This is a genomic window from Flavobacterium sp. KACC 22763, from assembly GCF_028736155.1.
In the GTDB taxonomy this organism is placed as follows: domain Bacteria; phylum Bacteroidota; class Bacteroidia; order Flavobacteriales; family Flavobacteriaceae; genus Flavobacterium.
The window spans coordinates 2,989,550-3,002,515 of the sequence record NZ_CP117879.1 but is presented as its reverse complement, the minus strand read 5'-3'; the positions used below and the strand labels follow the sequence as shown (position 1 = coordinate 3,002,515).

At 32.6% G+C, this 12,966-nt stretch carries 12 protein-coding genes; 3 read left to right on the top strand and 9 right to left on the bottom strand.

The features are described from left to right. Window positions 1-36: 36 nt before the first annotated feature. The 5 genes from PQ463_RS12005 to PQ463_RS11985 form a co-directional block, all read right to left on the bottom strand. Window positions 37-402: a DUF4359 domain-containing protein gene (locus PQ463_RS12005; RefSeq protein WP_274253913.1), complete on the bottom strand. Its 366-nt coding sequence runs from the start codon at window positions 400-402 to the stop codon at window positions 37-39. 75 nt (window positions 403-477) lie between these two features. Then, entirely contained in the window at window positions 478-1,545 is a 1,068-nt protein-coding gene (locus PQ463_RS12000) for a type I restriction endonuclease (protein WP_111378230.1), read from the bottom strand. Window positions 1,546-1,686: 141 nt separating this feature from the next. Further along, window positions 1,687-2,355 carry a response regulator transcription factor gene (locus PQ463_RS11995; RefSeq protein WP_274253912.1) on the bottom strand — a complete coding sequence of 223 codons (669 nt, stop codon included), beginning with the start codon at window positions 2,353-2,355 and terminating at the stop codon, window positions 1,687-1,689. Window positions 2,356-2,361: 6 nt separating this feature from the next. After that, complete coding sequence (locus tag PQ463_RS11990; protein ID WP_274253911.1) at window positions 2,362-4,056, bottom strand: ATP-binding protein; 1,695 nt, start codon at window positions 4,054-4,056, stop codon at window positions 2,362-2,364. A 65-nt stretch (window positions 4,057-4,121) separates the two neighbouring features. Beyond that, window positions 4,122-4,310 carry a hypothetical protein gene (locus PQ463_RS11985; RefSeq protein ID WP_111426756.1) on the bottom strand — a complete coding sequence of 63 codons (189 nt, stop codon included), beginning with the start codon at window positions 4,308-4,310 and terminating at the stop codon, window positions 4,122-4,124. A gap of 330 nt (window positions 4,311-4,640) precedes the next feature. Between PQ463_RS11985 and PQ463_RS11980 the strand changes: the two genes are divergently transcribed. Beyond that, on the top strand, window positions 4,641-5,744 hold the full coding sequence (locus tag PQ463_RS11980) for a hypothetical protein (RefSeq protein ID WP_274253910.1): 1,104 nt from the start codon (window positions 4,641-4,643) through the stop codon (window positions 5,742-5,744). Between the two features lie 113 nt (window positions 5,745-5,857). Beyond that, entirely contained in the window at window positions 5,858-6,274 is a 417-nt protein-coding gene (locus tag PQ463_RS11975) for a lipocalin family protein (RefSeq protein WP_274253909.1), read from the top strand. A 122-nt stretch (window positions 6,275-6,396) separates the two neighbouring features. Here PQ463_RS11975 and PQ463_RS11970 read toward each other — a convergent pair whose 3' ends face one another. Together PQ463_RS11970 and PQ463_RS11965 are read right to left on the bottom strand one after the other, a co-directional pair. Next, window positions 6,397-8,859 (bottom strand): PAS domain-containing sensor histidine kinase, encoded by a 2,463-nt coding sequence (locus tag PQ463_RS11970; protein ID WP_274253908.1) that lies wholly within the window; start codon window positions 8,857-8,859, stop codon window positions 6,397-6,399. A 12-nt stretch (window positions 8,860-8,871) separates the two neighbouring features. Then, window positions 8,872-9,318: a response regulator gene (locus PQ463_RS11965; protein ID WP_111378223.1), complete on the bottom strand. Its 447-nt coding sequence runs from the start codon at window positions 9,316-9,318 to the stop codon at window positions 8,872-8,874. Between the two features lie 527 nt (window positions 9,319-9,845). On the opposite strand from PQ463_RS11965, the gene PQ463_RS11960 reads away from it, so the two are divergent. Then, window positions 9,846-11,291 carry a glycosyltransferase gene (locus PQ463_RS11960; protein ID WP_274253907.1) on the top strand — a complete coding sequence of 482 codons (1,446 nt, stop codon included), beginning with the start codon at window positions 9,846-9,848 and terminating at the stop codon, window positions 11,289-11,291. A gap of 71 nt (window positions 11,292-11,362) precedes the next feature. Here PQ463_RS11960 and PQ463_RS11955 read toward each other — a convergent pair whose 3' ends face one another. Together PQ463_RS11955 and PQ463_RS11950 are read right to left on the bottom strand one after the other, a co-directional pair. Then, a complete protein-coding gene (locus PQ463_RS11955; protein WP_274253906.1) occupies window positions 11,363-12,076 on the bottom strand; it encodes an AAA family ATPase in 714 nt (237 codons plus the stop codon). Window positions 12,077-12,105: 29 nt separating this feature from the next. Further along, window positions 12,106-12,837 carry a YggS family pyridoxal phosphate-dependent enzyme gene (locus PQ463_RS11950; RefSeq protein ID WP_274253905.1) on the bottom strand — a complete coding sequence of 244 codons (732 nt, stop codon included), beginning with the start codon at window positions 12,835-12,837 and terminating at the stop codon, window positions 12,106-12,108. Window positions 12,838-12,966 lie beyond the last annotated feature (129 nt).

Here is a 12,966-nt window from a genome sequence, read left to right as displayed (position 1 = left end):
CAACGTGGTATTTAGTGAGCTGAAAAATTCTGTTTTTTATTGTTTTATTGCTTCATCTATTTTGTTAGATAAAAAGACATTTCCCAAAATACCAAAGCCAATAGTTTTGGTTTTTCCATCGACAGTAACATCTGTTGTCGAAAAAAGAATGTAATTTGATGAAGAAACTATATTGTCTACGAGCATGTTTACCATCGATTGTGCTAGAGCATTTCCTAGCATTCCTCCAGCATTTGACATTTCATCGTCCTGCGTTGTATTTTCTTTATCCATTTCTTTTTCTAAAAATGCATTCATTTTCAGTTTTACTTCTTCTTTATGTTTTTCAGTTCCAGGATTAGTAAGTGCAGCGACCAATAAAATCAAGCAAAGTCCGGCAATTATGTAATGTTTAGGTTTCATAGTGTTTTGATTATGGGTTAGTAATTTTTGTGATGCGATAAATCTAATTAGAATTAAATTTTTTAAAATGAGTACTTATACGGGATTTAATTCTGTTTCGTAAAGAGCCACCGTTTCTAGTAATTCTTTTTCGTATTGATAAATATCATCAATGGATGAAATTGCAATTTTAGCTTCCGTTTTATTATTGTTGAAAAGGCTTATGTATTTTTTACCGCTGTTTAGGTGAAGTCTGCAAAGAGGTTTTCGATTATTATCATCCAACAGTATTCCAAAATAGGATTGAGTATCGCGAGATACAATTCTAGCAACTGGCAGTTTTCGGCGTAAAATGGCAACTACTATGCGATAAGCGTCAAGTTCTTCTTCGGTTGTAACCACTTTGCTGTCATCTTCAACCGAGATAATTTCTTCATCTTGCTGTTTAATAGTTTCTTTGCTTAAAGCCGCATTTAAACGATCATTAATTTTGTCATTAATAAATTGGCTAACTGATTTTTGAACTAAATCTTTAAATTCATCCACAACTTTTTCCGTCAGTCTTCCTGCATATATTTTGCTCGCGAAGAGTTTTGTAAAATCATTTGAAGGGCTTTCTAATTCAGCGTTGATAAGCTTTTTAATTTCCTTAATGTATTTTAATGAACTTGCATTGCTTACAATATTATTAACATCAAAATTCGCTTTATGAAATTTTGCAATTTCGTTTATAGTATTTTCTTTTAAATTGCAGATATCAAATTCTAAAAAAGGCTTTTCGTCCATTTTGTTTTGGTCGTCCAAATCGGTAAAAAACTGATACTGGATTCCGTTTGTTAAAAGTGCAAATCGAGTTTTGGTCACGTGGAAATAACGGAATAACTGAGAATTATGAACGGTAAGTTTTTCTTTCCAGCTTTTGCATTCTACAATGATAATAGGTTCTCCATTTTGAAAAATAGCATAATCTACCTTCTCTCCTTTTTTTAAGCCAAGATCGGCTGTAAATTCTGGAACTACTTCTAGCGGATTAAAAGCATCGTATCCTAAAGCATGTATAAAAGGCAGTACAAAAGCGTGTTTTGTAGATTCTTCGGTTTCAATTTTACTTTTCAGCTGATTTATTTTATCAGCTAATGATTTTAGTTGAATGTTCATTTCCATAGGTTTGTAGTTTTAAATTGATAACCTCAAAAGTAAAACCAATCAAAACCAGTATTTTACGGAAAACCATAATCCGATATTTTAATTTTTGGAAATAAAAAAAGCTCCCAAAGGAGCTTTAATAATAAGTGAAAAAGGAACTTAAATTATTCCCATATCTTTTGTGATCGAAACCAAATGAATGGTATTATTAGCTTTAAAAAAGTCTTTTAGCTTTGCTAATCTTTTTTCCATAGCACTTTTGCTATTTGGTTTTATATCATTGCTTTTAAATATTTCTATAATCTCATCTTGAGATGTTCCGTCAGATAAATATTTTAAGATTTTAATATCTACATCGTCTATTTCGTAATTGCCTTTTTCCTGAAGCGCAGAAGCAACTTCTTGCGAAATAAATTTTTGATCGGAAGACGAAATTATGGTCAATGCTTTTTTGAGATCCTCAATACTATTTCTGCCTTTTAGAACAAAAGCGTTAATTTCTGAATCTTCAAAAAGTGATTTTATACGAGCACTTTTATCTTCGATAGAGTAGGCGATGATTTTAATCTCAGGCTGCAGTTCACGAACTTTTCGAATCAGCTCATCACCGCTGCCGATTTTTACTTCACGATGGTCTTTTTTAAACGAAAGATCGCTAATCAATAAATCGTATGGCTCATTATCCTGAATCGCTTTTCTTATTTTAAGAAAGGCATCGTCACAATATTTCGCATGCTGAAAATTGACAATGTTGAAATCATTCAAAGTTTGTTGTACAGCTAAATTGAATTCTTCAAAATCCTCGGCTATTATTACTTTTTTAAACATAGGCTTTTATTTAGACATTGTTATTTTTACTTTAAAACCTTTATCGGGTTTAGTGTCAAAAGTAATAGTTCCTTTTATGGCCAAAATACGGTTTTCCATATTTTGCAAGCCATTTTTTATAATTTTATTTTTATCGGCTCCTTTGCCATTATCGGTATAATCTATAAATACTGTTTTTCCGTTGCTTTCAAATTTTACTACAACTATTGATGCTTGACTGTGCTTTTTCATATTAACCATCAATTCCTGTAGAATTCTATGAATCGTAACTTTTTTAAACTCATCAACCAAATGCCAATTTACTTTTTCGATATTGTTAATAATAACGTTGGTATGGTCACTATTGTAAGTAGAAAGCATTTCTTTTAAGTTAGATGCAAAATTGGTCTTGGTGTCGATAGTATTATTCTCTCTCGAAATACCACGTACTCGCGCATAAATATGATCTAGTTTTTGAATTAAAGTTTCCTTCGTATTTTCAATTTCTAATGGTTGTGTCTGGGTGAAAGTAATGGTGTTAAAAACATCATTGGCTAGTTCGTCGTGAATGTCTTTGGCAATTCGGGTTTCAGTATCATAAGCTGTTTTTAGTTTTATGGTTCTAGTTTTGTTTTGATGATTTTTCTTTACAAAAAATAAAACAATACAGAGAATAATGAATCCAGAAAGAAATAATATTTTTTGATTTTCGGCTTTTTGCAGAGCAACTTCATTCTCTACATTCTCTAAACGAAGTTTTTGGTTTTCTTCCTTTTCTTTTTTTGAGTCGTATTTAATTCGGGCAAATTTGTTTTTAAAATTGTTTCGAACTTTTATTATGCTGTCGTTTAAAAAAATAAATTTTTGAGCATAAGCATTTTGAGCTTCAGAATCGTTTGAAATGAGAAAAGATAATGCTTTTAAGCGCTCGTCGATACTACGCAGTTTTGTCGCAATTTCGTATGCTTTTGTGGCATATGCATTTGATTTCTGAATATTGAATTTTGAGTAATATTGAGCGAGGTGAAGATTGCTTCCGATAATGCCGTATAAATCCTGAGCTTCATTTCTAATTTTAAGGCCTTCCTGCATTAAAGCGAGTCCCTTATCTGTATTGCCAATTTTAAAATAGGTAAAACCCAGATTGTCTAAAACACGTGCTTTACTTGTTTTTGAAATTTGGTTTTCATTTAAAATCGATTCTAAAATCTGAATTGCTTTTTCATACTTTTTCTGTTCAATGTAAATGACAGCAATATTATTTAGAGGAGAAAATTTAGAAACATTATTTTCAGCATCTTTTATTGCCTCGTTGTAATAATAAATAGCATCATCATAAAGTGCGAGTTCTTTGTCTGCAATTCCGAAAAAATTATTTATGGAAACCGTATAAATATCTTTCTTTTTGACATATGGAAGAGCTTCTGTAAGTGTTTCTTTGCTTCCATAATAATCCCCATTTATCTGTTGGATAGAAGCCATCTGAATTAAATTGTAAACGATATTGGCGCTGTCTTTTAAAATTTCAAAATCTAATTTTGATTTATTAAAATTGAAAAAAGCACTGTTGTAATTTTTGTTTTGCAGATTAGTAATGCCTAAATCTCTTAATTTAAAAGCTTTCTCACGGTTGAGGTCTACTTTAGCAGGTGCAATTGTTTTTTCTTTGCAAGAAAAGAAAAAGAGAATGATTAGCAGATAAAAAAACGGGGATCGTAACATAAATCTTACTTTCCCCGAAAATAGTAATTTATTATAAACTACAGTTTTTTTTCCAAAATTTTAAATTATTTTTTTGGCGGTGGTGGCACCACAACTGGATCGTCGTCTGGTCCGGTAGCCTGCATATCTTTCGCCGGAGCTGTATCCTTTTTTACTTCCGTTTTGTCTTTAGCTGTTTCGAATTCATCAGCAGTGCAAGAAAATAATGTAGTTGTCAACAGGGTAAATGCTCCCCATAAAAAAATCTTTTTCATAATTGAATTTTTTAGATTGGTTATAGGCATTGCTGTTCAGAACTTTTCTGAATTATGCCATTTGATGGGAAGTGAGGAGTATGTAGGGCCGTAAGATTTTCATCTATACTTCCCAGATAGAATCTATCTTACGGTTTTCCATACTCGTTGACTAAACTAGTTTTGTACATTTGTTTTGACCTGCAGATCAAAGCGCTAACTAATTTTGTTGAGGCAAAGTAACAATGGTTTTGAGCCTGTGTTGATACGGATTTCCGGGATTTCCGATTAAGTTTTATAAAATCCCTATTGATCCTTATAAATCCTTAAAAACCCAAAAAAATGAAGCCTATGAATAACAATACTTTGGAAGATTTATATAAAAAAGCCATTAAAGAAAAATATGAAGAAGTAAAAAATGGTGATGACTTTTATTTTTTGAACGCTCCAACAAGAGGAAAACTAAATAAGTTATGTTGGGAAAAATTTGCGAATAATGATATGCATTCAAATGATTTGAATGTGTTCAATTCTTTACTTGGGCTTTCTTTTGATATTAGTGCAAAAAAAAAGTTTAAGCAAGAGACTGATCTATTTAGACCAGTAGAAAAATTTTTTAAAGGAGAAACAGATCCAGATAAAATCGATGTTGTTGATATGGCAGCAATTTTGGTAGATTTTAATCCTAGACCTTTTAATAAATTTAGAAAAGAAATTGATCCAGAGAATTTGAAATTGATTGAAGAGTTAAGAGACACCAAACATTATAAACCTGAATTTTCTTCTGTTGGTTTTAGTAATGATGCCGACATCGAAAAACTTCCTAGTTCGAAAAATGAGGAAGAAGAAAAAGAAAAACCATACGTACCTCTGCCATTTATTACCAACGACAGTTATGCTTTTAATAGAGTAGGACAAGAAAATGTAAAGACTACTAAATCTGAAGTAAATTTTAAAGAGATTGATGATGTTAAAAGAGATCAATCTAAATGGAATGATCCTGAATCACAGAAATCCGAAACAAAGAGAGAAAAGTTTTTTAGGAGAATGAGGCAACTCCTATTTGAAAATTTTCTAAAGCGATTAGGAAAAACAGCAATGATTACTGTTTTAATTTTTTGCTCAATTGGAGGTGTGGTCTATTTTGCCTTCTTTCAAAAACAATGTATGCAATGGTCAAGCGATCATTATGAAAAAGTAAGTTGTGATTTGGAAGTGAATGGTTTAGGAAGTTTTAATGTTGTAGAACCTTTTGATAAAACTGTTTTTGATTTAAAAAAGATAAAAGTATGTGACACGACGCCATTTTTTGACAAAAATGGAGAAGCTATTGTCTGGTATGGCAAAACAGCAAATGGAATAGACTTCTTTAATGGACATGGAAGACATCCTGAGAATAATAGCTCTTTAAAACCTGTAACGAGATATATTTTGAATAAATATGTAAAAAAGTAAAAAACTATTAAAATGCGATTTATGTAAAATATTCGCAGAATCATGAAATTTTTTGTAAGTATATACTTTTAATTTAGCATTATTGAATTAAATTAATAAAAAACAAAGAAATCATGAAAAATAGAAACTTTTTATTCGTATTAGCCTTAAGCGCGGGAATGTTCGTAACCTCTTGTAGTAACGACGATAATGAAGGAGAAACAATAGTTCCAATTCAAGGGAAATATAATCTAAGCCAGACAGGAACAATTGTTAATGGACAGGAAGTGTTAGTTGATGCTCCGCAGAATCAAGCAGGATGCAACAGAGATTATTTAGACTTAAGATTAAGTAATGCAGCAGTTATTGGTGATTATGATGGAAGTAATTGTGCTTTGACAGAAACTACGGGTACTTATGTAAGATCTCATAACGATTTGACTATTACTGTTGGAAATGTAAGTTCTACTAGCGATATCATGAATCTTACCAACAAAGAGCTAAAAATTAAAGACAAAACAACAGGTGTAATTACTGTTTATACTAGATAAAATTTGTTTTGTGATAATTTCAATTTCCTTTGAAATGGAAAAACGGAAACCGCTTATTTGCAGTTTCCGTTTTTTTATGGAATTTGGAGTTTAGAATTTGAAATTTGAAATTTGAGAAACTTTTATTTTGCAGGAATATAAATATCAAAAGAAGCTCCTTGATTCTGAATACCCGAAGCAGTGATGATTCCGTTATGGTTTTCAATAATCTTTTTCACAATTGCCAGCCCGATTCCAGTTCCATTGTAACGATCTCTGCCGTGGAGGCGCTGGAAAACTTCGAATATTTTTTTGTTGTATTGTGCTTCAAAACCAATTCCGTTATCTGAAACTTCTATGTGGCAATATTTTTTGGTAGGAATCAGTTTTTCATTTTCTAAATCTTTCCCTAAAGCAATTTTACTTCTAATTTTAATTACAATCGGAATATCAGGATTTGAGAATTTTAGCGAATTACTGATAAGGTTATACAATAGTTGTTTGAATTGAAACGGAATAATATTAACTGCAACACTTTGTTCAATTTCAATTACAGCACTTTTCTGATCCAATTCTTCGGTTAAATCTTCTTTTACCTCATTTATAATTTGGGCAAGATCTGTTTTTATAAAAATACGTTCTTGAACGTTTGTTCTAGAATAAGCTAATAAATCATTAATCAAAGTCTGCATTCGCTGTGCAGCGTTTTGCATTCTTTTAAATTTATCTTTTCCGTTTTCTGATAAATTTTCAGCTTCTTTCTCAATAATCTGAGAAGCAAAAGTCTGTATTTTTCTCAGCGGTTCCTGCAAATCATGACTTGAAATATAGGCAAAAGACTGGAGTTCTTTGTTCATTTCTTCTAACTCATTGTTTTTTTGAGCCAGTTCTAATGCATTCATTCTTAGTTTGTCTTCGTCTTTCTTTTTTTCGGTTAAATCGTGTGTTACTTTAGAGAAACCAATAACTTCTTTTTGTTTATTATGAACGGCTGTTATTACAACACTTGCCCAAAATAGACTTCCGTCTTTACGTGCGCGCCAGCCTTCATGTATAACTTTTCCTTTTTCTCTCGCAGTTTGCAGCAGTTTTTGTGGAAGATTGTTTTTCTGGTCTTTTTCGGTATAAAACACAGCAAAATACTTTCCGATGATTTCTTCGGCTTTATAGCCTTTTATTTTTTCGGCACCAGTATTCCAATTTTCAATAATACCATGGCTATTCAAATATAAAATAGCATATTCCTGAACCTCTTCTACCATCAAATGGTAACGCTCCTCACTTTTACGAAGCGATTCATTAATCTGGATTAGTTCTCTAGTTCTGGCTGTAACCTGCTGTTCAAGTTCATGTGTAAAAGCTTTCTCGGTATGAATATCAGTAAAGGCACCGACCCATTTTACAATTTTATTATCGGGGCCAAATACGGGCTCTCCAATAACTGTATGCCATCGGTATGAGCCATCTTTTCTACGCATTCTCACGTCACAGCGGTACATTTCTCCCGTTGCGAGTGAATGCTGCCAGATTTTGATATTTTCTTCGAAATCGTCGGGGTGAATCATTTTCTGCCATGATCCTTCTATTCCAGGTTCAATTCCAGTATATTCAAGCCATCTTCCAGAAGTGAAAAGAGCATTTCCATCGGCATCGGTTTCCCATATTAATTGCGGAATACTTTCAGTAAGCAATCTGAATCTCTTCTCGCTTTCTTCTACTTTTGTACGAGCCAAGACTTGAGCAGTAACTTCTGTGGCAATTGCGGCAACGCCAGAAATAGTGCCATCTGCTTCTCTTAAAGCTTCGTAAACAAAATTAATATAAGTGTTTTCGGTTTGACCATTTCTATTTAAAGGAACAAAAAGTTCTTCTGTAACGACTTTTTTGCCAGAGATAAAAACGCTTTGAAGAATTTCATCAAGTCCTTGTTTTTTCAATTTAGGAAGAGCCTCAAAAATAGGTTTGTTGATTATGTTTTCTGCTTTTGCGTTCCAAAGACGAAGCATTTGTTCGTTGGCAATTTCAACAACATGATTTTCACCTCTAAAAATGCACATTGCCACAGGAGCCTGCATAATATTATTGACAAATCGGGCATTACTTTCCTGTAAAGCATCTGCAACAATTTTCTTTTCGGTGGTTTCGATAACTGTAACGAGAATTCCGCCAATAGAACCGTCTTCTACTTTTATGGGGCTATACGAAAAATCAAAAAAACAATCTTCTGTATAGCCATTTCGATGCAAAGGAACTTTAAAATCAGGAAAACTCACAGCATGTCCTTTCATAACATCAGAAAACATTGGTCCGATGGTATCCCAGATTTCTGCAAATGTATCTTTAGAACTTCCGCCCAAAGCATCAGGATGTTTTGAAGTGCCAAGAATAGGACGAAAAGCATCGTTGTATAATTGAATGTAATTTTTTCCCCACGCAATGTACATTCCAAACGGATTGCCGAGCATCATTGCGGTCATTGTTTTCAAACTTTGCGGCCATTTTTCGGGATCACCCAAAGAGGTTTTGCTCCAATCTGTAGAACGAATTAATTCTCCCATTTCTCCACCTTCGGAAAGAAAATAATGTTCCTTTTTTTTATGGCTCATTTCCAAAGAAGATTAAGGTTGCAGTATGAAATTAGCTCTTTCGGGCTGTCTAAAGTTATTTTCTGATGCAATTGTCAGTGCTTTTTCGATTACGTTTTTAAGCTTAGAAAAATCACCCGGTTTTCGAATATAATAAGAAGCGCCTTTTTGATAAAGTTTGTTTACTATTTCACTATCAAGCGAAGTAGAGAAAATAATTATAGGCAGATTTTTTAGATTTTCGTCATCTTTTATTTCATCCAAACATTCGATGCCGTTTTTTCGTGGCATATTTAAATCCAAAAAAAGAACTTCTGGAAGATTAGAAATATTACTTTGTAAATAATCCATTAATTGTACGCCGTCATGAACCGTTAAAAGATCGGCGCTGATAGCTATTTCGTCGAGAGCTTCTTTAAAGAAAAGACAATCGTCTTCGTCATCGTCAGCAAGTAAAAGATAGTAATGCTCTTTACTCATTTTTTAATCTCCTTATTTTAAGTTTGCTTCGATAAATTTAACTTTTTTCGGCAAGATTTCCTGATTTTTTATGAAGAATGTTTTTCAAAAGCTCAAAAAAAGCTGCTTTTAAATCTATATTTCTTCCTTCTAAACAATTTTATTTCAACAATGACGTTTTATTAATTCTTACCATTTTTTCGTCAGAAAATTATTTTGAAACTTCGTTTCTTTTTCGAAAAAGCAAAAGTAAAAACGCTCTGAAGCCTTTTAAAATCTAGTCTTTTCAATTCCAAATTCTACAATTTTAGTGTATACCGTATCCAGAAAGTGTGAAATAATTACACACTATTTTTTATGCCTTTTTTTCTAAAATGCTCTATACCAGTTTGAAAACGTATTGGCACGTCGCTTGCAAAATGTGTTAATGTCAAAATCTTTGATGTGTTTGTTTTTTTATTGTTTCTCAAATAAGAGTCGCAAATAATTAGAAAAGAAAAGATTTTTACTAAAAGCCACATTAAGCAAATTAAAAAAGGAGTATAAGCATGGAAAGCGAAACAATTATCTCAGAACAATTTTACGCGAACAGCAGTTCGGCGATCAGCGAAAAAACAATAAACGGTTCTTTTTTTGGAACTAAACAAAAATCACAAAAAATACATGTAGAAAGACCAACAAGTCCGTTCGGGTTGGCAGTTCTTATCGGAACTTTTTTATTACTACTAGCAGGTGTTGGAGTAGTATATTTATTGCAAGACGATTTTGAACAATTTCATTTTGAAAGAATTGCTTCAACTTGGGGATTACCATTCTTAATCATAACTACCATTTTATTCTTTTATCAGGCAGGTGTTTTCTTGTATAGCTCTTATCTGTATTTAAGATATAAAGCAGTTCCATCAGTATCAGATGATTTGTTGCCAACTTGTACGATTATCGTTCCAGCTTATAATGAAGGAAAATTAGTTTGGGACACTTTATTGAGTCTTGCAGACAGCGATTATCCAGCAGAAAAACTACAGCTTTTGGCTATTGACGATGGAAGTAAAGATGATACTTGGTACTGGATGCAAGAAGCAAAAGCAAAATTGGGAGATCGTGTAACGATTTTTCAGCAACCAAAAAATCAAGGAAAACGTCAGGCATTATACAGAGGTTTTAAATTAGGAACAGGAGAAATTTTTGTCACTGTAGATAGCGATTCTATTGTAAAAAAAGATACTTTAAGAAACTTGGTTAGTCCGTTTGTGGCAAACAAAAAATGTGGTGCCGTTGCAGGAAACGTTCAGGTTTTGAACAATAAAAAAGCGATTTTGCCAAAAATGTTGAATGTGAGTTTCGTAATGAGTTTTGAATTCCAGCGTTCTGTTGAAAGCGAGTTAGGTTCTGTATTATGTACTCCTGGTGCCTTAGCAGCGTACAGAAGAGATGCTGTATTTAACTGTCTTCCAGAATGGATCAATCAAACTTTTATGGGCGAACCATCAGATATTGGAGAAGACCGTGCTTTGACTAATATGATTTTGAAACAAGGTTTTGAAGTTAAATTTCAAAGAAATGCAGTGGTATTAACAAATGTTCCTGAAGAATACAAAGGTCTATACAAAATGTTCATAAGATGGGCGAGAAGTAACGTTCGTGAAAACCTTATGATGGCAAAATATGTTTTTACAGATTTTAGAAAAGGATCAAAATTTGGCGCGAGAATGCTATTCTTAAACCAGTTCTTTAAAATTGCAATGACATATCCGTTTTTATTATTTATGTTTTACTTTATTGCAGTTCACCCAGTATTATTTTTAAGTTCTACATTATTGGCAATCTTAATTTTTTCAAGTTTTTCAATGGCGTTTTACGCAAAAAGATACACGCTTTCAGAATCATTCTGGGCTTATTCATACAGTGTTTTTTACACTTTCAGTTTATTCTGGATTGCGCCTTATGCCATTGCAACAGCCAACAAAAAAGGCTGGTTGACAAGAGGTTTATAAAAAGTACACTTTCACTCTATATAAAACTCCACCCAAGAAGATTCCCGTTGCAAACTTTTGCAGCGGGTTTTTTATGCGTTTTTATTTGAATCCAAAGTTGCAATAATTTGCTTTTTCATGGTCGTATTGATATAATCTAAAGCCTCAGCATAAGAAATCGAATAACGTCTTTCTATATTCTGAAAATGTTCTGGAAAACTGCTTAAAATTTTATCATAATAAATATTCAACTGTTTTTCTGAAGGCATTTCATATTTCAAGCGAAGCTGAAATCTTCGCAATAAAGCACTGTCAATTATTTCGTAATGATTAGTGGCACAAATCAATAAACTATCAGAAGGGAAATAATCAAAAAGTTGAATAATGGTATTGACCAAACGTCTCATTTCGCCTACGTCTTTATCGTCGCTATCTCGGCTTTTTCCGATCTGGTCAAATTCATCTAAAAACAAAACCGCCCTTTCTCTGATAGCTTTATCAAAAATAGCTTTCAGATTCTTAGAAGTTTCGCCAATTCTAGAATCGACAACCGTACTTAGGTTTACAATAATAATGTTTTTGCCTAACGTATTGGCAATCGCTTTTGCCGTTGTCGTTTTACCGCAGCCAGAACTTCCGTGCAATAAAATTTTATTATCAACCTTAAGATTGTATTTTTTTAATTCTTCGATATATTGATGTTCTTTGATAATCTGAAGCAAAGCGGCTTTATTTTCATCACTAAAAAATAAATCGTCTAAAGCAATTTTTTCAGTATCAATTACGGTAAGATCATTCAGGTTCATCTGCGTATTATTTGCTGCAAAATTAAGTTTTATTCTGCAATGTTTTCGTTCCAGATTTCTTTTCCTAAAAAGCGGTTTCCGAATATCGAAGTGCCAATTCGTACCATATTAGAACCCTCGGCAATGGCAAGCTCCAAATCTTGTGACATTCCCATAGAAAGCTTTAAATCGGTTAAACCTTCAATTTCTTCTGAATAAATTTCATCGCGAATAGTTCTTAAAAGTCTTAGAGACGGAATCATTTTCTCTTTCTCAACATCCAATAAACCAATTGTCATTAAACCTTTAATATTGAAGGTTTCGTAAGTTTTAATTTTTTTAATGAAAGATAAAACTTCTTCTGGTGGTAATCCAAATTTGCTTTCTTCGTAAGAGGTGTTGACTTGCACAAAAACATCTAATTTTCTATTCTGGTTCTGAAGCTGTTTATGCAATTCATCAGCAAGATTTATTCGATCCAACGACTGAATACAAGTCGCATATTTCAAAACATCTTTTACTTTATTAGTTTGAAGATGTCCAATAAAATGGCGTTCGACTGGAAGATTTTGCAAAATATCATTTTTATCTCGCAATTCTTGCATTTTGTTTTCTCCCATTAAAGTTTCTCCGGCTTCAATCGCAATTCGAATTTTTTCTGCAGGAACCGTTTTGGTCGCCAATAAAAGCTGAACATCATCAGGATTTCTGCCAACAATTTTGCAAGCATTTTCAATACGCTGATGCACTTTGATTAAATTAAAAATTATATCGTTTTTCATACTGCAAAACTATGGCTAAACTAGAAAAACCAACTGGACCAGTACATCTCAAAAAATGAAAAAACTGGATGATTTTCAACTTTTAAATCCAATGTAAATTTGCACCATAAAACAATAAACTTAGTCCCT

Bases quoted from the DNA above. Each gene is read 5' to 3' on its own strand.
- PQ463_RS12005 (WP_274253913.1), bottom strand. From the start codon at position 402: ATGAAACCTAAACATTACATAATTGCCGGACTTTGCTTGATTTTATTG.
- PQ463_RS12000 (WP_111378230.1), bottom strand. From the start codon at position 1,545: ATGGAAATGAACATTCAACTAAAATCATTAGCTGATAAAATAAATCAG.
- PQ463_RS11995 (WP_274253912.1), bottom strand. From the start codon at position 2,355: ATGTTTAAAAAAGTAATAATAGCCGAGGATTTTGAAGAATTCAATTTA.
- PQ463_RS11990 (WP_274253911.1), bottom strand. From the start codon at position 4,056: ATGTTACGATCCCCGTTTTTTTATCTGCTAATCATTCTCTTTTTCTTT.
- PQ463_RS11985 (WP_111426756.1), bottom strand. From the start codon at position 4,310: ATGAAAAAGATTTTTTTATGGGGAGCATTTACCCTGTTGACAACTACA.
- PQ463_RS11980 (WP_274253910.1), top strand. From the start codon at position 4,641: ATGAATAACAATACTTTGGAAGATTTATATAAAAAAGCCATTAAAGAA.
- PQ463_RS11975 (WP_274253909.1), top strand. From the start codon at position 5,858: ATGAAAAATAGAAACTTTTTATTCGTATTAGCCTTAAGCGCGGGAATG.
- PQ463_RS11970 (WP_274253908.1), bottom strand. From the start codon at position 8,859: ATGAGCCATAAAAAAAAGGAACATTATTTTCTTTCCGAAGGTGGAGAA.
- PQ463_RS11965 (WP_111378223.1), bottom strand. From the start codon at position 9,318: ATGAGTAAAGAGCATTACTATCTTTTACTTGCTGACGATGACGAAGAC.
- PQ463_RS11960 (WP_274253907.1), top strand. From the start codon at position 9,846: ATGGAAAGCGAAACAATTATCTCAGAACAATTTTACGCGAACAGCAGT.
- PQ463_RS11955 (WP_274253906.1), bottom strand. From the start codon at position 12,076: ATGAACCTGAATGATCTTACCGTAATTGATACTGAAAAAATTGCTTTA.
- PQ463_RS11950 (WP_274253905.1), bottom strand. From the start codon at position 12,837: ATGAAAAACGATATAATTTTTAATTTAATCAAAGTGCATCAGCGTATT.